Genomic DNA, 25,273 nt, shown 5'->3' with positions numbered 1-25,273 from the left:
CAGCAACACCGTTTTTATTGTTCGCCTCCGTCGGCGGCATCACCGGCCAAGGCCGCGAAATTGACCGCGCGCCCCGGAACGATCGTGGAGATCGCGTGCTTGTAGACCATCTGGGTGACGGTATTGCGCAGCAGCACCACGTACTGGTCGAAAGATTCGATCTGTCCCTGCAGCTTGATGCCGTTGACGAGATAGATCGACACCGGCACGTGTTCACGCCGCAGCGCGTTCAGGAACGGGTCTTGCAATTGTTGGCCTTTGTTGCTCACGATATGCTCCGTGTTCGAAAACTGTTGTTGTGGTCTGTCACCTTACCACAGCAACCCAGGCAGGGAAGTTGCGGCCGGCGCCGCCGGTTTCAAGGGCCGTTCCTGTCCACATAGGGGTTTTTCGAGGTCCGGAATTCCAGGCGCAGCGGCGTGCCGACGAGCTTGAACTGCTTGCGAAAGCGCCCTTCGAGAAAACGTTTGTAGGCGTCCGTCAGGTGCTCGAGCAGATTGCCGTGCACCACGATGACCGGCGGGTTCATGCCCCCCTGGTGCGCATAGCGCGGTTTGGGGCGCGAGCCGCCCGAGCGCTTGGGCGTCTGAAACTGCACCGATTCGAGCAGCACCCGCGTGAGCACGGGGGTCGGCATCTTGCAGGTGGCGGCCTGGTAGGCCTCGCGGATCGAGGGCCACAGCGCCCCTATGCCCTGGCGGCGCGCCGCCGAAATGAAATGGATGGTGGCGAACTTCATGAACGCCAGCCGATTTTCGATCGAACGGTGCAACTGTTCGCGCTGGTATTCGTCCACCGCGTCCCACTTGTTCACCGCCACCACCACCGCCCGGCCGCTCTCCAGGATGTAGCCGGCCACGTGCGCGTCCTGGTCGGTCACGCCCTGGGTGGCGTCGAGCAGCAGCACCACCACGTGCGCCGATTCGATCGCGCGCAGCGTCTTGACCACCGAGAACTTCTCTACCGCTTCGAACACCTTGCCGCGCTTGCGCAGTCCGGCGGTGTCTATCAGCTCGTACTTCTGGCCCTGCTGCTCGAAGGGCACGCGGATCGCATCGCGCGTGGTTCCCGGAAGATCAAAGGCCACCAGCCTTTCCTCGCCCAGCCAGGCGTTGATCAAGGTGGACTTGCCGACGTTGGGGCGCCCCGCGACGGCCATGCGTATGGTGTCGGCCTCGCCCGCTTGCGCGTCGTCCTCGCCGGGCGCCGCCAGCGCAAGGGGTTCGAGCGCCGCTTCAAGCAGGCTGCGCACGCCCTGGCCATGGGCGGCAGAAACCGGATGGACCTCGCCGAGGCCGAGCTCGTAGAACTCCGCCAGCAGGGCGCTCTCCTGCATGCCCTCGGCCTTGTTGCCGGCCAGCACGCAGGGCTTGCCCAGGCGACGCAGGTACACCGCGATGTCGTGGTCCTGCGCGGAAAGGCCGGCGCGCACGTCCACCACGAAGATGACGGTATCGGCTTCGGCTATGGCCTGGGCGGTCTGCCGGGCCATCTCGCGGTAGATGCCGCTGCCCGCGTCGGGCTCGAACCCGCCGGTATCGACGACGATGTACTCATGGCCGCCGAGCCGCCCCTGCCCGTAGTGGCGGTCGCGGGTGAGCCCGGCGACGTCCGCGACGATGGCGTCGCGCGAGCGCGTCAGGCGGTTGAACAGCGTGGATTTGCCTACATTGGTCCGCCCCACGAGGGCGATGACGGGTTTCACGGCAAACGGCCCGTTCAATCGGGCCGGAAGCCGTACACACTGCCCTGGCGCGTCACCACGACCAGGGTCTTGTCCGCGACCACGGGCGTGGCCGCCACGCCCGAGCCGTCGGTGGCGAGGCGGTTCAGCGGCGTGCCGTCCTCACGCGAGAGCAGATGCACGAGCCCGCTGTCGTCGCCGATCACCACCGAGCGGCCCAGCAGCAGCGGCGCGGTGAGCGTGCGGTAGCGCAGCGCTTCATAGCTCCACAGCGGCGCGCCGTCGGCACGCTTGAAGGCCTGCACCGTGCCGTTGGACTGCGCGCCGAACAGGGCCTGCGCGTCACCGTCGATGCCGCGCGCGCCGTGCGAGCTGCGCGTCCACAGCAGCGCGCCGCGCGCCGTATCCACGCATCCCACCGCAGCCTGGAAGGCACGGGCGCATACCACGTCACGGTCGCGCACGACGCCGCCCAGCAGTTCGACCAGACGCTCCACGTCGTTGGTGCCGCGCGCGGTGGCAATGGGGGCTTCCCAGCGGATCAGCCCCGAATCCGGGTCGAAGCCCACCATGCGCCCGGACAGACCGGCGACCAGGGTGTCTCCGACGGCCATGAGCAGGCCGTTCTCGCGCAGCACCAGGTTCTCGCCGCGGCGTTGCTGGTTCCACAGTGGATAGCCGCTCTGCCCGTCGAAGGCCATGACCGAGCGGTCGGCCGTCATGACGAAGACGCGTCCACCCGCCACCAATGGTGCGGTGAAGGTCTGGGCGGGCAGCGGCCGGCGCCAGAGCTCGCGCCCGGCCTGCAGCACGATGAGTTGCCGGTCGCGCGAGACCACGGCGGCCCTGTCGCCGTCGCTGCCCACGCCGGCCGAGAGCACCTCGGACAGTTGCGCCTGCCACAGACTGCCGCCGGTGCGCGCGTCCAGCGCCACGACGGCACCGCTGCGGGACGCCAGCACCACGGTGCTGCCGTGCACGGACGGGCTGAGCACCAGAGAGTCGACGGCGCCTATCTGCGCCTGCCAGGCCTTGTGCACCGGCAGCAGCGGCACCACCGCCCCGAGTTCGGCCGGCTTGGGGCGCGAAGAGCCGCACGCGGCCAGCACCAGGGCCGCGCCCAGCGCGACGCCCCAGGCAAGCCGCCGCAGCACGGCGGCGCGGGTGCTCATGCACCCTCCTTGGCCGCTGCGTTGCCGCCGAGGGCGTCCAGCTTGGCCTCGACGATCTGACGGTAGGCGAGCTGTTCGCCCAATGCGTCGTAGGCGCGCCGGTACTGGGCGATGGCCTCGGCCGTCTTGCCCTGCAGCTGCAGCACGTCGCCCGTCTGGTCGGCCACCACGGCGGCAAACTCGGGCGGGAAGCTGCCCGAGAGTTCAACCAGCGCCTGGTCGTAGTCCTTCTCCTGCACCAGCGCGGCCGCAAGACGCAGCCGCGCCAGCGCCACATAGCCTTCGTCCCCCGCCTTGTCCACCACCCAGCGCAGCGCCGCCTGCGCATCCTTCCAGCGCTGTGCCTTGGCAAAGGCCTGGGCGGCGACCAACGCGCCCTGCCGGGCCTGGGCGGTACGCGGATAGTCGCCACGCAGATCACCCAGGATCTGCTGCACGCGGTCCAGTTCGCCGGCCTGCGCCGCCACCTGGACGGCATCGAGCATGGCCACGGCCTGCTGCGCCTGGCGCCCCTGCCAATAACGGTAGCCGTTCCACGCCGCGAGGCTGCCCATGACCACGATCACCGCCCAGGTGATCAGGCTGCCCCAGGTGTCCCAGAAATGCTTGAACTGGGCGATCTGTTCCTGTTCTTCAAGGTCAAAGTGGTGTGCCATCGTGCAGTCTTTCTATCAGCGCGGGGATTGTAGGCTGGCGGCCAGCGCGGCCAGATCGGCCAGCGGGCGTTGCACCTGCTCGCCCGCTTCGCGCAGAGGTTTGACGGTAAGCATGCCGGCCTGCAGTTCGTCGGCGCCGAAAACCAGCGCGAACCGCGCGCCGCTGGCGTCGGCTTTCTTGAACTGCGCCTTCATGCTGCCCAGGCCCTGCGCGCCGCCGGCATGCATCTGCACCGCGATGCCGAGGCCGCGCAGCCGCTGCAGGCAGGCCATGGCGGTGGGCAGGGCGGCTGCATCGGGCACCACGGCGTAGGCGTGCGGCGCGACGGTGGCGGGGGCGCGCTGCTGCTCCTTGAGCAGCTCGAGCACGCGCTCCACGCCCAGCGCCCAGCCGACGGCGGGAGCGGGCTTGCCGCCCATCTGCTCCACCAGATAGTCGTAGCGCCCGCCGCCGCAGATCGTGCCCTGCGCGCCGAGCTGGTCGGTGACGAACTCGAAGACGGTGAGGTTGTAGTAGTCCATGCCGCGCACCAGGCGCGGGTTGATGCTCCAGGCCACGCCGGCGGCATCCAGCATGGCCTGCACCTGCTCCAGGTGCGCGCGCGAAGCCTCGCCCAGATGGTCGATGAGCCTGGGCGCACCATCGACCACGGCCTGCATGGCCGGATTCTTGGTGTCCAGGATGCGCAGCGGGTTGCTGTGCAGGCGCCGGCGGGCATCTTCGTCGAGCAGGTCCTGATGCGCCGCGAAGTGGGCAATCAAGGCCGCACGGTGCGCCTTGCGCTCCTCGGGCTGGCCCAGGCTGTTGAGCTCCAGGCGCACGCCGGCCAGGCCCAGCTCGGCCCACAGCGCATGGGCCAGCAGGATGATCTCGGCATCGACCTCCGCGCCGGGGAAGCCCAGCGCCTCGGCGCCGATCTGGTGAAACTGCCGATAGCGTCCGCGCTGTGGGCGTTCGTGGCGAAACATCGGCCCCATGTAGTACAGGCGCTTGCCCCCGTCGTAGAGCAGCGAATGCTCCACCGCCGCGCGCACCACGCCGGCCGTGGCCTCGGGGCGCAGCGTGAGCTGCTCGCCGTTGAGCCGGTCTTCGAAGGAATACATCTCCTTCTCGACGATGTCGGTGACTTCACCCAGACCGCGCACGAACAGCGCCGTGGGCTCGACGATGGGCGTGCGGATGGCCCGGTAGGCATAGCGCTGCATCAGCGAACGCACCACCTCTTCGAGCCACTCCCAGCGCGCCGAATCGGGCGGCAGGATGTCGTTCATGCCCTTGACGGCAGACAGTTTTTGCATGGTGCTGAAAATTTATATAAAAACAGGCTCCAGCCCTTGTCCAGCAAGCGCTGCCAGCTCTCTTCTCAGTAGCTAAATCAACCCGATCAAGCGGCGCCCGCGGCCAGACCGTAGCGGCGCTGCACGTAGTCCTCGACGAGTTGCTGGAACTCCTGCGCAATGTGTTCTCCGCGCAGCGTCACCGCCTTCTGGCCGTCGATGTAGACCGGCGCGGCCGGGGCCTCGCCCGTACCCGGCAGGCTGATGCCGATGTCGGCGTGCTTGCTCTCGCCGGGGCCGTTGACGATGCAACCCATCACGGCCACGCGCAGCTTTTCCACACCGGGGTAGCGCGTGCGCCACAGCGGCATCTGCGCGCGCAGGTAGTCGTCGATCTGCTTGGCCAGCTCCTGGAAGGTGGTGCTGGTGGTGCGTCCGCACCCCGGGCAGGCGGTGACGCTGGGCGCGAACGCGCGCAGGCCCAGCGACTGCAGGATCTCGGTGGCGACCAGCACCTCCTGCGTGCGCGACTCGCCCGGCTTGGGCGTGAGCGAGACACGGATGGTGTCGCCTATGCCCTCTTGCAGCAGCATGGCCATGGCAGCGGTCGAGGCCACGATGCCCTTGGCGCCCATGCCGGCTTCGGTCAGACCCAGGTGCAGCGGGTAGTCGCAGCGCCGCGCCAAACCCCGATACACCGCGATCAGGTCCTGCACGCCACTCACCTTGCACGAGAGAATGACCTGACCGGCGGACATGCCCAGCTCTTCAGCCCTTTGCGCCGAGGACAAGGCCGAGCGCACCAGCGCCTCGTACATCACCTGGCGCGCATCCCAAGGTTCGCCACGGGTGCCGTTCTCGTCCATCAGCGCCGTGAGCAGCTCCTGATCCAGGCTGCCCCAGTTCACGCCGATGCGCACCGGCTTGCCCCACTTGAGGGCCGCCTCGATCATCTGGGCGAACTGCTTGTCGTGCTTGTCGCCCTTGCCCACGTTGCCGGGGTTGATGCGGTATTTGGAGAGCGTGCGCGCGCAGTCCGGAAAATCGGTCAGCAAGCGGTGGCCGTTGTAGTGAAAGTCGCCCACCAGCGGCACGAATTCACCCATTTTGTCCAGGCGCTCGCGGATCTCGGGCACGGCCGCGGCCGCCTCCGGCGTGTTGACGGTGATGCGCACCATCTCCGAGCCGGCGATGGCCAGCTGGCGCACCTGCGCCACCGTGGCCTTGACGTCGGCCGTGTCGGTATTGGTCATGGACTGCACGCGCACCGGCGCGTCGCCCCCCACGGTCACCACCTTCTCGCCCCAGACCACGCGCGCCTGGCGCGTATGGCGCGGCGCCGGAGCGACCATGGCAATGGGCGCACCCGCTTCAGACTTCAGCATTCACTTCACCTCGAACCGCGCCACGTTGTTGCGTGCCACGGCATTCAAATTCATCGCCTCACCGCGCACGGTCACCTCGGCGGCGTCCGCACGCCCTATCACCACGGACCAGGGACCACCACCCGGGGCGGTGTAGCGCTCGCCCGGTTCCATGTTGCGCTCGATCAGCACGCCACCGACGGCGCTGCGTACCTGCACCCAAGTCTGCTGACGTGCCACGATGACCAGCGGCTCGGCGGGCGCAGCCTGACTGGCTTCGGGCGCCGCTTCGGCGGTCTCGACAGGCGCCGGCGCGGATGCTTCGCCGGGCGTGGCCGGCTGCGCCGGCGCGGGCGCTGCAGCGGCTGCGTCGCCCTGCGCAGAGCCTGCCGGCGCCGGCGAAGACTGGGGCACGGGTACCGGCACCGGTACGGGCACAGCCACGGGTGTGGAAATCTCGGCCGGTGCCAGCGGCGACGCCGGCGTGGCCGGGCTTGCTTCGCCGTCGCCGCCACGCGGCACGAAGGCCAGCACCAGCGCGGCCGCCAGCAGGACGATGACCACGAAGGCGGTCAGACGCGAGATCGGCAGACCGAGCGCGCGGCCGGATTCCGCGCGCTCGCCCGCCTCCTTGAAACGTGCGTTCAGGCCCTGCTGGTCCTTGAGCGCCACCGGCGCGCTCGCGGGCAGCAGCGCCAGCACCGGCGCCGCATCGATCTTGAGCGAACGACAGATGCTGGAGGCGAGCGCGCGCAGGAACACCACGTCGGTGAAGACCTCGTAGCGGTCTTCCTCCAGCGCCTTCAGCTTGTAGGTAGGCACCTTGAGCGCGGCCGCCAGCGCAGCCAGATGCACTCCGGCCTGCTCCCGGCTGGCGGCCAGCAGGCGTCCGGCCGTGGCCGGGCCCGACGGTGCTTCCTCGCCCCCCGCGGCCGGCCGGCCGGGCAAATCCGGCGCCGGCTCACTCATCGAAAGCCCCCTGCACCAAGGCCATCGCTTCGCGTGAATCCGGGTAGCGGCGGTTGAGCTGCTCGGCCAGCTGGCGCATGGCGTCGGCGTCCTTGAGCGCGCGCTCGACCTTGATGCCCAGCCAGAGCGAGGCGGCATTGGAGAATTCGCCGTTGTTGACGCGCCGGATATAGAACTGCGCGCCCTTGGCGTCACCCTGGGCGAACATGACGGAGGCCAGGTGGAATCCGACCACGGGGTTGGCGGCGTCGAATTCGTAGGCGTGCAGCAAGGTCTCGCGCGCCTGCGGGAAGCGCCCGGCACGTTCATGGCATACGCCCTGCGCCGTCCAGGTCTTGACGCGCGACGCATACCCCGGCGTGGCCAGTGCGCGCTGGAACAGGGCATCTGCGCTGTCGTAATCCTTGCGCTGGCAATGCAGCCAGCCCAGGTTGTGCAATACATCGGGGTCTGCAGGCTTGAGCTCCAGCGCGCGCTGGAGATTGGTTTGCGCCTTGGTCCAATCCTGCAGCGCCATGTACACCAGCCCGCGCAACTGGTAGGCCTCGGAATAGCCCGGGTCTGCGGCCAGCGCCTGGGCGGTTTCTTCCAGTGCCACTTCGGGTTTGCCCATCTGCAGGTAGTTGGCTGCCAGCTCAAGCCGGATGTGCGCGCGGTGGCGCGCATCGGTGCTCGGCGCGGTGGCGGCCAGCGCCTCCGCGTCCGAGCCCGGCGCCGGCGCGCTGGCACAGGCCTGCAGCAGCGCGAGCGCGGCCGCAAGAAGCGGCGTCAGCAACCAGCTGCCCAAGCTGCGGTGTGCCATATGCCGAGAGACCATCCCCTGCTCCTCCATGGTGATGCGGCCGTTCAGGAGCCGGCATGGCTCGCGCTCTCGCGCAGCCTGGCCATGCGTTGCCCCACACGCGTGCGATCCTGCACCTCGCCAGCCAGCTGGCCGCAGGCCGCGTCGATATCGTCGCCGCGCGTCTTGCGCACCGTGGTCACGACGCCGGCGTCGAGCAGAACCTTGGCGAAGGCCGCGATCGCGGCACTGGGCGAGCGGCGCAGGCCCGACTGCGGAAACGGGTTGAACGGAATCAGGTTGAACTTGCACGACAGCCCGGCCCAGCGCGGGTCGCGAATGAGCTCGATGAGCTGCCGCGCGTGCTCGGGCTGGTCGTTGACGCCGTCGAGCATGCAGTATTCGAAGGTGATGAAGTCGCGCGGCGCCGCCTCGAGGTAGCGCCGCGCCGCGCCCATGAGCTCGGCCAGCGGGAACTTGCGGTTCAGCGGCACCAGGGTGTCGCGCAGCGCGTCGCTGGGCGCATGCAGCGAAATCGCCAGGGCCACCGGGCAATCCGCGGCCAGGCGATCGATCATCGGCACCACGCCCGAGGTGGACACCGTCACGCGCCGGCGCGACAGCCCGTAGGCATGATCGTCCAGCATGGTGCGCAGCGCCGGGACCAGCGCGGGGTAGTTGTTCATCGGCTCGCCCATGCCCATGAAGACCACGTTGGTGATCACGCGCTCGTCGGTGCCCAGGCGTTTGCGCAGTGCGTGCTCGGCCCACCAGAGCTGGCCGACGATCTCGCCGGGGCTCAGGTGGCGGCTGAAACCCTGATGGCCGGTCGAGCAGAAGCGGCAGCCGACGGCACAGCCCGCCTGGCTGGAGACGCACAGCGTGCCGCGATCGTCCTCGGGGATGTAGACGGTCTCGATGGCGTTGTTGCGTCCCACGTCGAACAGCCACTTCACGGTGCCGTCCTGCGAGACGTGTTCCTTGGCCACCGGCGGTGCGACGATGTAGGCGCAGTCCTTGAGCTTTTCGCGCAGGGACTTGGCCAGGTCCGTCATCTGGTCAAAGTCCTGCACGCCGCGCTGGTGTATCCAGCGAAACAGCTGCGTGGCGCGAAACGGCTTTTCCCCGAGCTGACCACAAAATGCGGCAAGCGCCTGACGGTCCAGATCGAGGAGATTGGTAATCATGGCATCACTCCGCCGGCCTGCCGCATGGGCGAGCCGGCCAGGTGCGCGCCTCAGCGCGCGTGGATCGCCAGGCCGGGGAAGAAGAAGGCCACTTCCACGGCGGCGGTTTCGGGGGCGTCCGAACCGTGCACCGCATTGGCGTCGATGCTGTCGGCAAAGTCGGCGCGGATGGTGCCGGCGGCGGCCTTCTTGGGGTCGGTCGCGCCCATCAGATCGCGGTTCTTGAGAATGGCATTCTCGCCCTCGAGCACCTGCACCATCACCGGACCGGAGACCATGAAGTCCACCAGGTCCTTGAAGAAGGGGCGCTCCTTGTGCACCGCGTAGAACTGCTCGGCCTGGGCGCGCGAGAGATGGATCATGCGGGCGGCGGCAATCTTCAGGCCGGCGGCCTCGAAGCGCGCGTAGATCTGGCCGATGACGTTCTTGGCGACGGCGTCGGGCTTGATGATGGAGAGGGTGCGTTCTGTGGCCATGTGCATTCCTGATGGTGTGTTGTGAAAATGCCTGCGTCGTGCGCAAAACCGTCGATTTTAAGGTTACCGCTCACGGCCTGCGGCCACTGCGGCGTGGGCCGGGGTTTTGTTTCTGCCGGCGCTGGCGTGCAAAGCTGTCCGCGCCGATGTAGCCCACCGAGGTTTTCATGGGGTCCGGTTGAGACGATGCGCCCTGGCGGGCATCGCGCCCGGGCTCACGACCCATGCCGCGCGTGCCGCCACGGCGTTTGCCCGGCCTGGCCGTGCCGCCCTTGCGCTCTCCCCTGGCCGCACGTTCGGGCATGCCCGCCGCCTGCGTGAGTGCGCGGATGTCGCCCTCATCGAGCTCCATCCAGGTGCCGCGCTTGAGCCCGCGCGGCAGCACCATGGCGCCATAGCGTATGCGTATCAGCCGGCTGACCGCATGGCCCACGGCCTCGATCATGCGGCGCACCTCGCGGTTGCGCCCTTCGGCAATGGTCACGCGGTACCAGCAGTTGGCGCCTTCGCCCCCGCCGTCCTCGATGGCGCCGAAGGCCGCGGGGCCGTCTTCCAGCGCCACGCCGTCGAGCAGCTGGCGCTTTTCCTCGTCGCTGAGCGCGCCCAGCACGCGCACCGCATATTCGCGCTCCATGCCAAAGCGCGGGTGCATCAGGCGGTTGGCCAGGTCGCCCGAGCTGGTGAAGAGCAACAGGCCTTCGGTGTTCAGGTCCAGCCGGCCCACGGCCTGCCACTTGCCCTGTACCAAGCGCGGCAGCCGGCGGAACACCGTCGGCCGGTTCTCCGGATCGTCGGTGGTCACGACCTCGCCGGCCGGCTTGTGGTAGGCCAGCACGCGCGGCGCCGGCGGCTCGATGCGAAAGCGTATCGGCTTGCCGTTGACCTTGATCTGGTCGCCGAACTGCACGCGCTGGCCGATGTGCGCCGGCTCGTTGTTCACCGAGATGCGCCCTTCCAGGATCAGCTGCTCCATGTCCAGACGCGAGCCCATGCCCGCCTGCGCCAGCACCTTGTGCAGCTTGGGCGCTTCGGGCCGCGGCTGCAGCACGCGCTTGGGCGGGGGAAGTTCGGCGTTGTCCTCATCGTCGTCGAGCCGGCCCGAGACCACGTCCGCAAAGCCGTAGCCGGGCTTTTGCGCCGGTGCCTTGCGCCGCCCACCTTGGCGGCCGCGCCCTGGCCGAGCCTGTCCCTGCCCGGGTTGCGGCGCCGCCGGGGCGCCCTGCGCGTCCTGCCCGGAGACTGGCTGCTCCGGCTGCTCATTCATCTCGTCGTTCACCATCGTCTCCCGCAGTGATCTCGGGCGCCGCGCCCGCTTCGTACGCCCCGCCTTCGGCCAGCGGCAATTGCGCCTGCCCCGCTTGCTCTGCCTGCAAAGACCGAGGCAGCGCATCCTCTTGCGCGGCCAGCGCCGGCAACTCGGACAGCGACTGCAGACCCAGGTCGTCGAGGAACTGGCGCGTGGTGGCAAGCAGCGCCGGCCGCCCCACGGTGTCGCGATGGCCAACCACCTCGATCCAGCCCCGCTCTTCCAGCTGCTTGATGATCAGGCTGTTGACCACCACGCCGCGGATGTCTTCGATGTCACCGCGCGTCACCGGCTGGCGGTGCGCGATGATGGCCAGCGTCTCGAGCGTCGCGCGGCTGTAGCGCGCCGGCTTCTCCGGCAGCAGCCGGTCCAGCCAGGCGCGCATCTCGGGGCGGCTCTGAAAGCGCCAGCCCGTGGCCACCTGCACCAGCTCGACGCCGCGCTGCGCCCATTCGGCCTGCAACTGCGCCAGCAGGAGCTTGACGGTATCGGCGCCGAGCGCATCCTCGAACAGCGCGCGCAGCTCGCGCACCGCCAGGGGCTGGGGCGAGCAGAGCAATGCGGTCTCCAGGACCTTTTTGGCTTGCACCGTGTTCATGGGTCTGCGCCCGGTGGGTGCCGGCCGATCGCGCGGCATGCGCCCCCGTGGCGATGAAAAATCAGGTCATCGGTCCGCGCTGATGGCGGCCTGTTGCGCTGGCGCGTGCTGCAAGGCAACCGCGGGCGCTGCTGCTGGTGCTGGCGCCGCGCGCTCTCTGGCGCAGCGCCACTTCAAAAATCATTGTAGTGCAAGCCCAAAGCCTGCAAGGCCGCCTGCAGGTCTGCCGGCAAGGGCGCGCGCCAATGCAGCGCCTCGCTAGTGATCGGATGCACCAGCGCCAGCGAAAAGGCATGCAAGGCCTGGCGCCGCAGCGCGCCAGCCGGCGCACCGCCGTAGAGCGCGTCCGCCACCAGCGGATGGCCCAGCGAAGCCAGGTGCACGCGGATCTGGTGCGTGCGCCCGGTGTGCAACCGGCAGCACAGCAGGCTCACGGCGCCCTCGCTTGCCAGGCCCTGCACCTCGGTTCGGGCTGCCTTGCCAGGATGCAGGGCCAGATCCACCACTGCCATGCGCAGCCGGTTGCGCGGGTCGCGCCCTATGGGCGCATCCACGCTGCGCTGCATGCCGGGCGACCAGCGTCCCCAGCAGATCGCCAGGTAGCGGCGTTGCACCTCGCGCGCGGCGATCGCACGCGTGAGGCCATCCATGGCCGCGCGGCTGCGCGCCACCACCATGAGGCCGCTGGTGTCCTTGTCCAGCCGATGCACGATGCCGGCGCGCGGCAGGGCCGCGGCCGCTGCATCGCGCGCCAGCAGGCCGTTGAGCAAGGTGCCGCTCCAGTGCCCCGCCGCCGGGTGCACCACCAGACCCGCGGGCTTGTTGATGACCAGCAGGTGCGCGTCTTCATGCACCACCTCGAGTGCCATGGCTTCGGGGCGAAAGGCCTGGCTCTGCTCGGTGGGGCGCATCTGCACCTCCAGGGTGTCGCCCAGGCTGACCTTGTGCGCCGGCTTGGGCGCGGGGCCGCCGTTGAGCCGCACCGCGCCCTGCTGCAGCAACTGCTGCAGGTAGCTGCGCGAAAATTCCGGCACCAGCGCCGCGAGCACCTTGTCCAGACGCTGGCCGTGCTGCGCCGCGCCGAGCGTGTACTCGCGCTGTTCGATCTCAGACAGACGGGCTGGCGCCGCGTCCTGCGCCTGCCCGGGCGGAGCAGGCATCAGCGCGCCGGCAGGTAGCGCAGCGGGTCGACCGGCTTGCCTTCACGGCGGATTTCAAAGTGCAGCTTCACGCGGTCGGCGTCGGTGTTGCCCATCTCGGCAATCTTCTGGCCGCGGCGCACGTTCTGGTCTTCCTTGACGAGCAGCTTCTGGTTGTGCGCATAGGCCGTGAGGTAGGTCTTGTTGTGCTGCACGATGACCAGATTGCCGTAGCCGCGCAGGCCCGCCCCCGCATACACCACGCGGCCGTCGGCCGAGGCCAGCACCGCCTCGCCCGCCGCACCGCCGATGTCCACTCCCTTGTTGCGCCCTTCGTCGAATTTGGCCAGCACCGTACCGCTGGCCGGCCAGGAAAACTGCGGGCTGCCGGCCGGGGCCGGCGGCGGCGCGGGCGGAATCTGGGCCGGCTCTGCAGGTGCCGGCTCCGCCTGTCCGGGGGTGGCGGCCGCAGCCGGGGCCGCCGCGACAGCCGCGGGCGGACGTGCGGCGGGCGCGGTAGCGGCCTGCCCTTCGGGCGGCGCCACGCGCAGAACCTGGCCGACCTCGATCAGGTCGGGGTTTTCCAGCTTGTTCCAGCGCGCCAGATCCTTCCAGGACTGGCCGTGGTCCAGGCCAATACGGATCAGCACGTCGCCGGGCTTGACGGTGTAGTAACCGGGTTTGCCGGCGTTTTCCGCACCAGGCAGCGGCTGGGCGGGCTGGGGCATGACCGCGGTGGCCTCGGCCCCGATGGTGGTAAGTGCCGTGCCCCGGCTCTCCACCGGCGCCTGGTTGACCGACGTGCTGCCGCACGCCGCCAGCAGCAGGGCTGCGCCCAGCACCCCGGTGCATGACCACCCGAAACCGATTTGACTCATACGTCAGCCTGCGTCCATGGAAAGAAATTACGCGATGCCCGATTTTAGGGGGACGAAATGCACCGCCTCCAGCACGCTGTGCACATAGCCCTGCGCGGTGCGATCCACCACCTGCAGCGCCTGCACGCCGCCGCTGCCCGCCACCGGCGCCACCAGGCGCCCGCCCACGGCCAGCTGCTCCTGCCAGGCGGGTGGCAGTTGCTCCCCGCCGGCCGCGCTGATGATGCCGGCATAGGGCGCGCCTGCGGCATACCCCAGCATGCCGTCGCCCAGTATCAGATGGACGTTGGCCAGGCGCAGCGGGCGCAAGCGTTCGCGCGCGCGCTCGTGCATCGCGCGCAGGCGCTCGACGGTATAGACCTCGCGCACCAGGCAGGAGAGCACCGCCGCCTGGTAGCCGCAGCCGGTGCCGATCTCGAGTACGCGCCCAAGCTGGCCGCCGGCCTGCACGCAAGGCGCCTGCAGCAGCAGCTGCACCATGCGCGCCACCACCGAGGGCTTGGAGATGGTCTGGCCCCAGCCTATGGGCAGGCTGGTGTCTTCATACGCCTGGGTGACCAGCGCGGTATCGACGAACAGGTGGCGCGGCACGCCGCCCATGGCCCGCAGCACCTCGGCCTGGGCCACGCCGGCCTGCGCCAGGCGCTGCACCATGCGCTGGCGCACCGCCACCGAATCCAGCCCCAGCCCCTGGGGCGCGGCTGCGCGTACAGCGGTGCTGCGCGGGCCGGCGGCTGCCGCTCCCGCGGCCGCGCTGCCCTTGGCCAGGCCACCCAGGCGCGCGGGAAAGCCCGGCCTGCCGCCCGGCGCCGGGCTCATGCCGGCGTCTCCGCGGCGGTCAGCCGCGCCAGGGTCTGGGCCCAGTAGCCCAGGTTCTGGTGGTCGGTCAGGTCGATCTGCAGGGGCGTGATCGCGACGTGGCCGTGGGCGGTGGCGTGAAAGTCGGTGCCCTCGCCCGCGTCCTTGGCCTCGCCGGCCGCGCCTATCCAGTACATGGTTTGGCCGCGCGGGTTTTCCTGGCGGATGGCGCTTTGCGCCGCATGGCGCCGGCCCAGGCGGCACAGCTTGGGCGCACGCAGCGCCGACAGCGGCAGGTTGGGAATATTCATGTTCAGCAGCCAGGCGGCCGTCCCTATCAGCTTCTGCCCGTCCATCTGGCCGACGAAATCCGCCACCGTGCGCGCCGCCGCTTCCAGTTCCGCCCAGCCCTTGTCCACCTGCGAGACCGCAAGCGAGGGGATGCCGAACAGATAGCCCTCCATGGCCGCGCCCACGGTGCCCGAATACAGCGTGTCGTCGCCCATGTTGGCGCCGTTGTTGATGCCCGAAATCACCATGTCCGGGCGCGCGTCCAGCAGACCGGTGAGGGCGATGTGCACGCAGTCGGCCGGCGTGCCGTTGACGTAGCGAAAACCGTTGGCCGCCGTCTGCACGTACAGCGGCGCGTTGAGCGTGAGCGCGTTGGACTTGGCGCTGTTGTTGTGTTCCGGCGCGATCACGTCGACCTCGGCGACCGTCGACAGGGCGGCGTGCAGGGCGATCAGCCCGGGCGCCTGGTAGCCGTCGTCGTTGGACAGGAGAATTCGCATGCTGGCCTGCTGGGGAAGCTGGCCATTGTAGGCGGCGCGAGGCAGCGCGCAGCGCGCCGTCGGTGCCCGCGCAACGGGCCATTGCGGCGGCGCGCGCTCACCGGGGACAATCGGCCGCACCGCCCCTTCATGCCCGAGTTCCATGGTCAGCAAACCCGCCTCCGAATACGCGCGCGAGACCCTCAAGCAGATCGCCGCGCGCCGGCTGCAGCCCACGCCGGACAACTACCAGGCGATCTACGACGAGATCTCGGGCCAGCTCACGCAGCCGGCCTTCCCGCAGATGCGCCTGCGCCAGATCGCCCGGGTGATGCCGGGGCAGACACCGGGCCAGCAACGCCTGCTGGGCCAGCTGGAAGCAGCCGTCGAAGCGCAGGACTGGACGGCGCTGCAGAGGACGCTGGTGGGCTACGCGGCGCTGGGGGTCACGCCCGTGCCGGTGGCGGTGGCCGACAAGCCGGGCGAGAGCGACGCGCTCAACACCGTCTTTGCCGAACACCTGGCGCGCCTGATCGACAACGTGACCGCCAGTCTGGGCGAAGACGATGAGCGCGTACGCCAGCTCGGCCAGGAGCTGATCGCCTGGCTGCGCCAGCCCATGCCGGCGCTGCCGGAGACGGAAAAGCTGCTGTCCAACTTCAGCTACCGCCTGAGCTTTGCCGCCGAGGACCAGAGCGCCATCCGCGCGACCTTGCTGATGCTGCTGCACATGGTGTTCGACAACGTGGCGGTGCTCAGCCAGGACGACGCCTGGCTGCAGGGCCAGGCACAGGCGCTGCGCGACGCGGCTGTGCCGCCGCTGACGCTGCGCCGCCTGGACGACGTGCAGCAGCGCCTCAAGGACGTGATCTTCAAGCAGTCCGAGTCGAAGGCGCGCGCCATCGAGGCCCAGCGCCAGATGCGCGAGCTGCTGGCCACCTTCATCGACCGCCTGGCGCAGATGGACGAAAGCAGCGCCGCCTACCACAGCCAGCTGAGCCACTGCGCAGAGCGCATCAGCCAGGTGGCGGACCTGCAGGCGCTGCGGCCGGTGCTGCAGGATGCCATGTCCGCCACCCAGGCGATGGCGCAGAAAAGCCAGGCGATGCGCACCGAGCTGCACGAGCTGCGCCAACGCGCCGACACCGCCAATGCCGAGATCGAGCGCCTGCGCCAGGAGCTGGAGCGCACCAGCGCCCAGGCGCGCCACGACCCGCTGACCGGCGCGCTCAACCGCAAGGGCATGGAAGAGGCGCTCAGGCGCGAGATCTCGGGCAGCCAGCGCCACGACGCACCGCTGTGCGTGGCACTGCTGGACCTGGACAACTTCAAGGCCCTGAACGACCGCTACGGCCATGCGGCGGGCGACGGCGCGCTGCTGCATCTGGCCAACGTTACGCGCAGCGCCATGCGTCCGCAGGACCAGCTGGCGCGCTATGGCGGCGAGGAGTTCGTGCTGGTGCTGCCCGGCACCACGCTGGAGCAGGGCGTGGAGGCGCTCAAGCGCCTGCAGCGCGAGCTGAGCACGCACTACTTCCTGAGCAACGAAGAGCACGTGCTCATCACCTTCAGCGCCGGCGTGGCCCAGCTGGCGCCCGAGGAAGAGCCGGCCTCGGCGCTGCGCCGTGCCGACCAGGCGATGTACCTGGCCAAGCGCGCGGGCAAGAACCGCGTGGTGGCCGCCTGAGCGCGTGCGCTACCAGCCGCCGGTGATGTACTGCTCCATCTGCTCGATCACGAACTGCTGCTGCGACATCACGTGCTTGACCAGGTCGCCGATGGAGACGATGCCCACCAGCGTGTCGCCATCGACCACCGGCAGGTGGCGCAGGCGGTTTTCCGTCATCAGGGCCATGCATTCCTCAGTGCTCTGGGTGGAGTGCACGTAGCGCACCGCGCGCGTCATGATTTCGCTGACCGGCGTATGCCCCGAGCTGCGCCCCAGCAGCACCACCTTGCGCGCGTAGTCGCGCTCGGTGAAGATGCCCGCCAGCTTGCTGCCGTCCAGCACCACCAGCGCGCCTATGCCCTTGTCGGCCATCAGGCGCAGGGCATCGAGCACCGTGTCCGTCGGCTTCACGTGATGCACCTCGGCACTGGCCTTGGAGCGCAGGATTTCAGCAACCGTCGTCATGGCACACCTTCCTTTTCTGCGAGGGGAAAACCGGCAATACGCATGCCTGATGTCAACACAAGGGGAGGCGCGCTGCAATAGGGCCTTGCCAGCACTTGCCGGATTGCAGTCAAATATGCCTCTAACGCCCTATGGGTATGCGCTGACAGCTATACTTTCGATACCTATCCGGCGGCTACGCCCCCACGCGCTTTCTGCTACGCTGGCCGCCTCCCGCTTGTGCCAGCCGCAAGCGCCGTTTCAACCCTCGAGGATCTGACCATGAAGCTCTACTACTCCGCGGGCGCCTGCTCGCTCGCTCCGCACATCGTTCTGGAAGAAAGCGGCCTGGCCTACGAAGCCGTCTCCGCGCCCACCAAGACCAAGGTGCTGCCCGACGGTTCGGACTACCGCAAGGTCAACCCGCTGGGCTACGTGCCCTACCTGGTGCTGGACGACGGCAGCGGCATCCGCGAATGCGCGGTCATCGTGCAATACCTCGCCGACCGCGTGCCGGAAAAGAAGCTCGCCCCCGCCATGGGCACGCGCGAGCGCTATGAGCTCATGAGCTGGCTCAATTTCATCGCCACCGAGGTGCACAAGAGCTTCTCGCCGCTGTTCCAGCCCGGCATGCCCGACGCGGCCAAGGATCTGTCCAGGGAAAAGCTCGCCGCGCGCCTGAAGTGGGTGGATGGCGAACTGGCCGGCAAGCAGTACCTGATGGGCCAGGAGTTCTCGGTCGCCGACGCCTACCTGTTCACCGTGACCAACTGGACCAAGCCGATGCACATCGACCTCTCGCCCTACCCCAACGTGGTGGCCTGGCGCGAGCGCATGGCCGCGCGCCCCGCGGTGCAGCGCGCGATGAAGGCCGAAGGGCTCATCTGAGAGCCAGAGGGCGCTGGCGCCAGGCCACCAGCGCGCCCAGCCAGAGCGCGGCGGCCGAATAGACGAAGCCGCGCGCCAGGCCCCCTGCGCCGTCGGCAATCCAGCCGACCACCGTGGGGCCGACGATCTGGCCGAAGGCAAACAGAATGGTGAAGGCGCTGATGCCCGCGGCCCACTGCGCCTCGGGCAGGTTGTGGCGCACGAAGGCGGTGGTGGACGCCACCAGCGACAGAAACACCGCGCCAAACAGCAGGCCCGAGGCCAGCACCACCGGCCAGGCGCTGGTGAGCACCGGCAGGATGGTGGCCAGCCCTAGCAGCGCATTGAGCAGTGCCAGCGCCCCGCCGCCGCGCGCGCGGTCCAGCAGCCGCGCCCAGATGCGCGCCGAGGCGATCACCGCCAGACCCAGCAGCGTGAAGAACGCCGTGACCGCGGCGCCGCTCGCGCCCTGGTCGCGCAAGAGCGCGATCACGAAGGTCATGTAGCCGATGTAGCCCACGCCAAACAGCGTGTAGCCCGCCAGCATCGGCGCCATGGCCAGCCAAGGCAGTTTGGAAGCCAAATCGGGCTCCAGCCCTTTACCCGATTTCGCTGGCAGCTCCTTTTCAGGGAGCATCCTGGCCGGCCACAGCAGCACCAGCGTGGCCAGCACGCACAGCCCCGCCAGCCCCCACCAGGCCCAGCGCCAGCCGTGCGCCGCGCTGCTGGCCGCATCCAGCAGCAGCGGGATCGCCAGCGTGGACAGCGCGATGCCCGTGCCCACCCCGCCGTAGTACAGGCCCAGCACCAGCCCCGCGCGGCGCGGCACGCGATTGCCCACGCGCGCGGCCAGCAGGCCGCCGGCGATGAACACCCAGGCGCTGGCCACGCCGGCCAGGAAGCGCTGCAGCAGCAGCGGGTTGGCCTCGATGAAAAAGCCCGACAGCGCCATGAACACGCTGGCCAGCGCCGAGCCCCAGAGCAGCAGCGCCGCCGCGCCCAGGCGGCGCATCAAGAGCGGCGTCACCAGGGCGCCGGCCAGATAGCCGGCCGCATTGAGCGTGTTCATGGCCCCGGCCAGCGTGTAGCTCCAGGCCAGGTCGTCCCGCATCACCGGCAGCAGCAGCGCATAGGCGAAGCGGGTGATACCCAGGGAAACGGCGGCACCCAGCGACAGGGCCAGGGCCAGCGCGACCGGATGGCCGCGCGCGGGGGAAGCATCAGGCATGGGCGGATTCTTGCGCCGAATCACGACCAGGTCCGCGCCAGCGCGGTGGCCGCCTGTCGCAGATGCGGCAGGTGCTGCAGCGCCTGCTCCAGGCTCATCCTGGCCACCGGCGCCTGCAGCGCCAGCGCGCAGCGCACCGCCTTTTGCGTCGGGATGCGCACCGGCACGGCCACGCAGACCAGGCCTTGCACGAATTCCTCGGCATCGAGCGCGTAGTCCTGGCGCGCGATGCCCGCCAGCTCGGCCTCCAGCGCCTTGCGCTCGGTCAGCGTGGTGGCGGTGTAGCGCGTGAGCGGCAGCGTGCGCAGCATCTGCTCGCGCCTGCCCGGCGTGAGCGAGGCCAGAAAGAGCTTGCCGCTGGCAGAACAGTGCAGCGGTACGCGCGTGCCGGGGCGCAGTTCCATCTGCAGCGGAAAGGCCGACTCCACCCGGTCCAGATAGTGCACCTGGGCGCCCGAGAGCGCCGTGAGGTTGCAGCTCTCGCCCACCTGCGCGACGAGCTGGCGCAGCACCGCATGGCGCACGCCCTGCGGGATGCTGGCGGCCTGCACGCTGTCGGCCAGCTGCAGCAAGCGCGGGGCCAGGGTGAAGCGGTGGCTGCCCGGCTCGCGGCGCAGCAGCTCGGCGGCCTCCAGCTGCACCAGCAGGCGGTGCACCGAGGGTTTGGGCCAGCCCAGCAGTGCCACCAGCTCGGCCGTCGTCAGCGGCCGCGCCGCACCGGCCAGGGCTTCAAGCAGCTCGAACGGGCGCAGCAGCGGCCTGCTGGCGGCAGAGTCATCGTTCATCTGTTGAAAATCTCGTTTTTCGAGACGTTTTCATATAAAAACCAGAGACGGATTTTACGGCGATCTACATTGCGATTCCATTTGCAGCCGCCATCGCCATGCCTTCGCGCTTTCACAACGTCGTACTCACCGGTGCCTGCGGCGGCCTCGGCCAGGCGCTGGCGCGCAGCCTGCTGGCGCAAGGCAGCGCGGTGGCGCTGGTGGGGCTGCAGCACCCGGTGCTGCGGTCGCTGGCCGCGCTGGCACCCGGGCGCACCGCCATCTACACCCCGGACGTGGCCGACAGCGCCGCCATGCAGGCCATGGCCGCCGACTGGATGGCACGCCACGGCCTGCCCGACCTGGTGATCGCCAACGCGGGCGTGGCCGGCGGTTTCGATACCGCGCAGGCGCAAGACCTCGCGGTACTGCGCCGCATGCTGGAGATCAACCTGCTGGGCGTGGCCACCACCTTCCAGCCGTTTCTCGCCGCCGCCGGCGCCCGCCCGGACGAGCCGCTGGCGCTGGTGGGCGTGGCCAGCATCGCCGGCTGGCGCGGCCTGCCCGGCAACGGTGCCTACTGCGCCAGCAAGGCGGGCCTGATCGCCTACCTGCAAAGCCTGCGCGCCGAGCTGCGCGGCGCCGCCGCGACGGTGCACACCGTCAGCCCCGGCTACCTGCGCACGCCGCTGACGGCCGGCAACCGCTTTGCCATGCCGGGGCTGCTCGAACCCGATGCGGCGGCGCGCATGCTGCTGGCCGGCGTGGCCGCGGGGCGCGAGCACATCGTGCTGCCGCGGCGCACCGGCTGGCTGGCCAGCGCCCTGGCCTGCCTGCCCGCGCGCTGGCACGATGCCCTCCTGCTGCGCCAGCCGCGCAAGCCGCGCCCGGGCGAAGCCGGCGCCACGCCCATCCCTGGCCTGCCCCCTTCCACGCACAAGAAGCACCCATGAACCCCGCTCCCACCACGCAACAGATCGCGCTGATCGGCGCCGGCCCCTCTGGCCTGGCGGGCGCCCGCGCACTGCAAAAGGCCGGCGTCGCCTTCCAGGGCTTCGAGGCCTGGAACGACGTCGGCGGGCTGTGGAACATCGAAAACCCGCGCTCCACGGTGTACGAATCGGCCCACCTGATCTCCAGCAAGAAGACCACGGAATTCACCGAATTCCCCATGCCCGAGGGCACGCCGGACTACCCCGGCCACGCGGAGCTGCTGCGCTACTTTCGCGCCTACGCCGAGCATTTCGACCTGAAGAAGCATTTCCGCTTCGGCACGCGCGTCTTGCGGGTCGAACCGGTCGGCGACGCGCCCGGCACGCCATGGCGCGTGACGGTGCAAGGCCAAGACGGCGCAGAGGAAACGGCCGAGTACAAGGGTGTGGTCATCGCCAACGGCACGCTGGCCGAACCCAAGCTGCCGAAGTTCGAAGGGCACTTCGACGGCGAGCTGCTGCACACCAGCGCCTACAAGTCGCCGGCGCAGCTTCACGGCAAGCGCGTGCTCATCGTCGGCGCGGGCAATTCGGGCTGCGACATCGCGGTGGACGCGGTGCACTACGCCCGCAGCATCGACATGTCGGTGCGCCGCGGCTACTACTTCGTGCCCAAGTATGTCTTCGGCATTCCGGCCGATACCGTCGGCGGCAAGCTGCGCCTGCCGCCCTGGCTCAAGCAGAAAATCGACGGCACCATCCTGAAGTGGTTCACGGGCGACCCGGTGCGCTTCGGCTTTCCCAGGCCCGACTACAAGATGTATGAGTCACACCCGGTGGTCAATTCGCTCATCCTCTACCACCTGGGCCATGGCGACGCGCGCATCCGCGCCGACGTGGCGCGCCTGCAGGGCCATACGGTGCACTTCAAGGACGGCAGCAGCGGCGAATACGACATGCTGCTGTGCGCCACCGGCTACAGGCTGCACTACCCCTTCATCGACGATGCGCTCTTGAACTGGCAGGGCATGGCGCCGCAGCTGTACCTGAACATCTTCTCGCCGCGCTTCGAGCGCCTGGCGGTGCTGGGCATGGTGGAAGCCAGCGGCCTGGGCTGGCAGGGCCGCTACGAACAGGCCGAGCTGGTGGCGCGCTACTTCAGGGCGCTGCAGGACGGCAGCGCCGCGGGCCGCGAGCTCACGCGGGCCAAGGCCGGGCCGGCACCCGACCTCTCGGGCGGCTACCGCTACCTCAAGCTCGAACGCATGGCCTACTACGTCAACAAGGACGTGTACCGCGACGCGGTGCGCAAGGCCGCGCAGGCGCTGGCCTGAACCCCCAGGGAAGAGCCGCCATGCTGCCCATCGACGAGATCCGGCTGAACTTCAACCCGGCCTCCATCGCGCTGCTCAACGTGGTGCTGGCCTTCCTGATGTTCGGCATCGCGCTGGACACGCGGGTGCAGGACTTTCGCCGCGTGCTCAAGATGCCGCTGGCCTTCGGCGTGGGCATTGCGGCGCAGTTCGTGCTGCTGCCGGCCATCACCTTCGTGCTCTCGCTGCTGCTGAAGGTGGGTCCGAGCATCGCGCTGGGCATGATCCTGGTGGCCTGCTGCCCGCCGGGCAACGTGAGCAACATCCTCACCCACCAGGCGCGCGGCAACGTGGCGCTGAGCGTGTCCATGACGGCGGTGTCCAACGCGCTGTCCATCGTGCTCATGCCGGTGAACTTCGCCTTCTGGGGCGGGCTGCACCCCAGCGGCTCCGCGCTGCTCAGGAGCATTGCGCTGGACCCGCTGTCGATGACGCTGCACATCATCGCCATCATCGGCATCCCCTTCGTGCTGGGCATCTTCATCGCCCACCGCTGGCCGCGGGTGACCGCGCGCGTCAAGCGGCCCGTGGGCATCGTGAGCTTTCTCGCGCTGATCGGCTTCATCGTCGGCGCGATCGCGGGCAACTGGCGCTTCTTCCTGGACTACACCGGCGTGGTGCTGCTGGCCGTGGCGCTGCACGACGCGCTGGCGCTGGCCACGGGCTACGGCTCGGCGCGGCTGTTTCGCGTGCCCGACTACGACCGGCGCGCGATCACCTTCGAGGTCGGCATCCGAAACGCGGGCCTGGGGCTGGTGCTGGTCTTCAGCTTCTTCGGCGGCCTGGGTGGCATGGCGGTGGTGGCCGGCGTCTGGGGCTTCTGGGACATCATCGCGGGCCTCGCTCTCGCCAGCCTCTGGGCGCGCCGGCCGGCGCAGCCCGGGCAGAGCGCCGGGGGCGGCGCATGAACACCACCAGCGCAGCAGCGCGCCGCGTGCTCGTCACCGGCGCAGACGGCTTCGTCGGCCGCGGCCTGGTCGGCGCGCTCGGCCGGCAGATGGAGCGCGCACGCCTGGACGCCGTGATCGCCTGCGACGTGCGCGCGGTGCCACCCGAGCGCCAGCGCCCCGGCGTGCACTACGCCATGATGGACGTGCGCGCCGCCGACCTGGCCGCGCAGTGGCAGCACCTGCGCCCCGACACCGTGGTGCACCTGGCCTCCATCGTCACGCCGGGCAAGGGCATGACGCGCGCGTTCGAGTATTCGGTCGACGTCGAGGGCACGCGCAACGTGCTCGCCGCCTGCCTGGCCAGCGGCGTGCGCCACATCGTGGTGTCTTCCAGCGGCGCGGCCTACGGCTACCACGCGGACAACCCGCCCTGGCTGAGCGAGGACATGCCCCTGCGCGGCAACGCGGTGTTTGCCTATGCCCACCACAAGCGGCTGGTGGAAGAGATGCTGGCCGAACACCGGCGCAGCCACCCGCAGCTTGCGCAGACCGTGCTGCGCATAGGCACCATTCTGGGCAAGCGGGTGGACAACCAGATCACCGCGCTGTTCGAAAAGCCGCGGCTGATCGCCATCCGCGGCAGCCGCAGCCCCTTCGTCTTCATCTGGGACGAGGACGTGCGCGGCGCCCTGCTGCATGCGCTGTCGGGCCGCGCGCCGCCCGGCTGCTACAACCTGGCGGGCGACGGCGCGCTCACCATCCAGGAGATCGCCGCGCGCCTGGGCAAGCGCACCACGGACTTTCCCGCCGGGCTGCTCAAGGCGCTGCTGGCCGTCGGCTCCGCGCTGGGCATCAGCCGCTACGGACCCGAGCAACTGGACTTCCTGCGCTACCGCCCGGTGCTGCTGAACACCGCGCTGAAAGAGCGCTTCGGCTACCTGCCCGCCAAGACCAGCGCCCAGGCCTTCGAGGCCTTCATCGCCGCGCGCGCCGCCCAGGGCCGGCCGATCACCGCATGAGCGACGCCCGCCACTTCACGCGCGGCGACTGGGCCCGCGCACTGGCCGTCGTCCTCATCTGGGGGCTGAACTTCGTGGTGATGAAGCTCGGCCTGCGCGAGCTGAGCCCCATGCTGCTAGGCGCCCTGCGCTTTTCGGCGGCATCGCTGCCGCTGCTCCTGTTCGTGCGCCCGCCGCGCGGGCTGCGCTGGCGCTTCGTGCTCGGCTACGGGCTGGCGCAGGGCGTGGGCCAGTTCGGCCTGCTCTTCCTCGGCCTGCGCCTCGGGATGACGGCGAGCATGGCCTCGGTGGTCATGCAGATGCAGGTCTTCTTCACCCTGCTGGCTGCGCCCTGGCTGCACGAACGCGTGCGCCCCGCGCAGTGGCTGGGGCTGGCGGTGGCCATGGCGGGGCTGCTGGCGATTGCCGCCGCGCACGGCAAGGGGCCGGGGCAGATGACGCTGATCGGCTTCATCCTGACCACCGGCGCCTCGGCCATGTGGGCAGCTTCCAACGTGATAGCGCGCCGCGCAAGCCAGGTCTGCGCCTACGAGCCTTTTCCCTTCATCGTCTGGAGCGGCGCCGTGGCCGTCCTGCCCTTCTTCGCGCTGGCCGTCTGGCTGGATGGCGCGCCCAGCGTGCTCGCCCAGTTGCGCGCGCTGACGCTGGCCAGCGCCGGCGTGGTGCTCTACCTTGCGCTGCTGGCCACGCTGCTGGCCTACAGCCTGTGGACGCGCCTGCTGCAGCGCCACCCCGCGGGCGAGGTGGCGCCGTTCGCGCTGATGGTGCCGGTGGTCGGCCTGTGGGCCGGCGTGGTGCTGCTGGGCGAAGCGCCCAGCGGCATGCAGTGGCTGGGAACGGTGGTGGTGCTGGCGGGGCTGATCGTCAACCAGCAGCCGGGCCTCGCCTGGGCGCGGCGCAGGCAGCGGCGGGCGGCGCCGCCAGAGTCCCGGTAATTTCAGCATCAAAAACGGCTCTGGCCCTTGCTGGAAAAGCGCTGACAGCTATCGATTTGAAGAATTTTCACGCTGGCGCATGTCCCGCCTGCAAGG

At 69.5% G+C, this 25,273-nt stretch carries 26 protein-coding genes; 7 read left to right on the top strand and 19 right to left on the bottom strand.

Going from position 1 to position 25,273, the window contains the following annotated elements:
- Positions 1-14: 14 nt before the first annotated feature.
- The 16 genes from hfq to surE form a co-directional block, all read right to left on the bottom strand.
- On the bottom strand, positions 15-269 hold the full coding sequence (gene hfq / locus FOZ74_RS13685) for an RNA chaperone Hfq (RefSeq protein ID WP_146913573.1): 255 nt from the start codon (positions 267-269) through the stop codon (positions 15-17).
- Between the two features lie 89 nt (positions 270-358).
- Complete coding sequence (der, locus tag FOZ74_RS13680; protein ID WP_146913572.1) at positions 359-1,705, bottom strand: ribosome biogenesis GTPase Der; 1,347 nt, start codon at positions 1,703-1,705, stop codon at positions 359-361.
- 14 nt (positions 1,706-1,719) lie between these two features.
- Positions 1,720-2,856 (bottom strand): outer membrane protein assembly factor BamB, encoded by a 1,137-nt coding sequence (gene bamB, locus FOZ74_RS13675; protein ID WP_146913571.1) that lies wholly within the window; start codon positions 2,854-2,856, stop codon positions 1,720-1,722.
- On the bottom strand, positions 2,853-3,512 hold the full coding sequence (locus tag FOZ74_RS13670) for a YfgM family protein (RefSeq protein ID WP_146913570.1): 660 nt from the start codon (positions 3,510-3,512) through the stop codon (positions 2,853-2,855). The genes bamB and FOZ74_RS13670 overlap by 4 nt, the downstream gene beginning before the upstream one ends.
- A gap of 15 nt (positions 3,513-3,527) precedes the next feature.
- A complete protein-coding gene (hisS, locus tag FOZ74_RS13665; RefSeq protein ID WP_146913569.1) occupies positions 3,528-4,811 on the bottom strand; it encodes a histidine--tRNA ligase in 1,284 nt (427 codons plus the stop codon).
- An 86-nt stretch (positions 4,812-4,897) separates the two neighbouring features.
- On the bottom strand, positions 4,898-6,175 hold the full coding sequence (gene ispG / locus FOZ74_RS13660; protein WP_146913568.1) for a flavodoxin-dependent (E)-4-hydroxy-3-methylbut-2-enyl-diphosphate synthase: 1,278 nt from the start codon (positions 6,173-6,175) through the stop codon (positions 4,898-4,900).
- Positions 6,176-7,123, bottom strand: coding sequence for a RodZ domain-containing protein (locus tag FOZ74_RS13655; protein WP_146913567.1), 948 nt, complete (start codon positions 7,121-7,123; stop codon positions 6,176-6,178).
- Complete coding sequence (gene pilW / locus FOZ74_RS13650; RefSeq protein WP_146913566.1) at positions 7,116-7,940, bottom strand: type IV pilus biogenesis/stability protein PilW; 825 nt, start codon at positions 7,938-7,940, stop codon at positions 7,116-7,118. Before pilW ends, FOZ74_RS13655 begins: the two co-directional genes overlap by 8 nt.
- Before the next feature lie 29 nt (positions 7,941-7,969).
- Entirely contained in the window at positions 7,970-9,091 is a 1,122-nt protein-coding gene (gene rlmN / locus FOZ74_RS13645) for a dual-specificity RNA methyltransferase RlmN (protein ID WP_146913565.1), read from the bottom strand.
- Positions 9,092-9,141: 50 nt separating this feature from the next.
- Complete coding sequence (gene ndk / locus FOZ74_RS13640) at positions 9,142-9,567, bottom strand: nucleoside-diphosphate kinase (protein WP_146913564.1); 426 nt, start codon at positions 9,565-9,567, stop codon at positions 9,142-9,144.
- A gap of 70 nt (positions 9,568-9,637) precedes the next feature.
- Positions 9,638-10,858: a 23S rRNA pseudouridine(2605) synthase RluB gene (gene rluB / locus FOZ74_RS13635; RefSeq protein WP_432417484.1), complete on the bottom strand. Its 1,221-nt coding sequence runs from the start codon at positions 10,856-10,858 to the stop codon at positions 9,638-9,640.
- Positions 10,824-11,471 (bottom strand): SMC-Scp complex subunit ScpB, encoded by a 648-nt coding sequence (scpB, locus tag FOZ74_RS13630; RefSeq protein ID WP_146913562.1) that lies wholly within the window; start codon positions 11,469-11,471, stop codon positions 10,824-10,826. The genes rluB and scpB overlap by 35 nt, the downstream gene beginning before the upstream one ends.
- Positions 11,472-11,644: 173 nt before the next feature.
- Positions 11,645-12,631: an RluA family pseudouridine synthase gene (locus FOZ74_RS13625; RefSeq protein ID WP_146913561.1), complete on the bottom strand. Its 987-nt coding sequence runs from the start codon at positions 12,629-12,631 to the stop codon at positions 11,645-11,647.
- Entirely contained in the window at positions 12,631-13,488 is an 858-nt protein-coding gene (locus FOZ74_RS13620; protein ID WP_146913560.1) for a peptidoglycan DD-metalloendopeptidase family protein, read from the bottom strand. Before FOZ74_RS13620 ends, FOZ74_RS13625 begins: the two co-directional genes overlap by 1 nt.
- Before the next feature lie 27 nt (positions 13,489-13,515).
- Positions 13,516-14,307, bottom strand: coding sequence for a protein-L-isoaspartate(D-aspartate) O-methyltransferase (locus FOZ74_RS13615; protein WP_146913559.1), 792 nt, complete (start codon positions 14,305-14,307; stop codon positions 13,516-13,518).
- Positions 14,304-15,077 (bottom strand): 5'/3'-nucleotidase SurE, encoded by a 774-nt coding sequence (gene surE, locus FOZ74_RS13610; RefSeq protein WP_146913558.1) that lies wholly within the window; start codon positions 15,075-15,077, stop codon positions 14,304-14,306. The genes FOZ74_RS13615 and surE overlap by 4 nt, the downstream gene beginning before the upstream one ends.
- A 142-nt stretch (positions 15,078-15,219) precedes the next feature.
- On the opposite strand from surE, the gene FOZ74_RS13605 reads away from it, so the two are divergent.
- Complete coding sequence (locus tag FOZ74_RS13605) at positions 15,220-16,743, top strand: GGDEF domain-containing protein (protein WP_146913557.1); 1,524 nt, start codon at positions 15,220-15,222, stop codon at positions 16,741-16,743.
- Positions 16,744-16,752: 9 nt separating this feature from the next.
- Here FOZ74_RS13605 and FOZ74_RS13600 read toward each other — a convergent pair whose 3' ends face one another.
- Positions 16,753-17,190: a CBS domain-containing protein gene (locus FOZ74_RS13600; RefSeq protein WP_146913556.1), complete on the bottom strand. Its 438-nt coding sequence runs from the start codon at positions 17,188-17,190 to the stop codon at positions 16,753-16,755.
- 261 nt (positions 17,191-17,451) lie between these two features.
- Between FOZ74_RS13600 and gstA the strand changes: the two genes are divergently transcribed.
- Positions 17,452-18,057: a glutathione transferase GstA gene (gene gstA, locus FOZ74_RS13595; RefSeq protein ID WP_146913555.1), complete on the top strand. Its 606-nt coding sequence runs from the start codon at positions 17,452-17,454 to the stop codon at positions 18,055-18,057.
- Here gstA and FOZ74_RS13590 read toward each other — a convergent pair.
- On the bottom strand, positions 18,050-19,264 hold the full coding sequence (locus FOZ74_RS13590) for a YbfB/YjiJ family MFS transporter (RefSeq protein ID WP_146913554.1): 1,215 nt from the start codon (positions 19,262-19,264) through the stop codon (positions 18,050-18,052). The two genes, gstA and FOZ74_RS13590, sit on opposite strands and share 8 nt — an antisense overlap.
- 20 nt (positions 19,265-19,284) lie before the next feature.
- On the bottom strand, positions 19,285-20,049 hold the full coding sequence (locus FOZ74_RS13585; protein ID WP_146913553.1) for an IclR family transcriptional regulator: 765 nt from the start codon (positions 20,047-20,049) through the stop codon (positions 19,285-19,287).
- Between the two features lie 98 nt (positions 20,050-20,147).
- Here FOZ74_RS13585 and FOZ74_RS13580 point away from each other — a divergent pair, with 98 nt between their 5' ends.
- Genes FOZ74_RS13580 through FOZ74_RS13560 form a run of 5 tightly spaced genes read left to right on the top strand, consistent with a single transcriptional unit; the run spans position 20,148 to position 25,177 of the window.
- Entirely contained in the window at positions 20,148-20,981 is an 834-nt protein-coding gene (locus tag FOZ74_RS13580; protein ID WP_146913552.1) for an SDR family oxidoreductase, read from the top strand.
- Positions 20,978-22,294 (top strand): flavin-containing monooxygenase, encoded by a 1,317-nt coding sequence (locus FOZ74_RS13575; protein WP_146913551.1) that lies wholly within the window; start codon positions 20,978-20,980, stop codon positions 22,292-22,294. Before FOZ74_RS13580 ends, FOZ74_RS13575 begins: the two co-directional genes overlap by 4 nt.
- Before the next feature lie 20 nt (positions 22,295-22,314).
- Entirely contained in the window at positions 22,315-23,241 is a 927-nt protein-coding gene (locus FOZ74_RS13570) for a bile acid:sodium symporter family protein (RefSeq protein ID WP_146913550.1), read from the top strand.
- Positions 23,238-24,242 carry an SDR family oxidoreductase gene (locus FOZ74_RS13565; protein ID WP_146913549.1) on the top strand — a complete coding sequence of 335 codons (1,005 nt, stop codon included), beginning with the start codon at positions 23,238-23,240 and terminating at the stop codon, positions 24,240-24,242. The genes FOZ74_RS13570 and FOZ74_RS13565 overlap by 4 nt, the downstream gene beginning before the upstream one ends.
- Positions 24,239-25,177, top strand: a complete 939-nt coding sequence (locus FOZ74_RS13560; protein ID WP_146913548.1) for an EamA family transporter — start codon at positions 24,239-24,241, stop codon at positions 25,175-25,177. Before FOZ74_RS13565 ends, FOZ74_RS13560 begins: the two co-directional genes overlap by 4 nt.
- Positions 25,178-25,273 lie beyond the last annotated feature (96 nt).

It is taken from the genome of Comamonas flocculans, from assembly GCF_007954405.1.
Taxonomy (GTDB): domain Bacteria; phylum Pseudomonadota; class Gammaproteobacteria; order Burkholderiales; family Burkholderiaceae_C; genus Comamonas_C; species Comamonas_C flocculans.
This window is presented reverse-complemented; position numbering and strand designations above follow the sequence as displayed.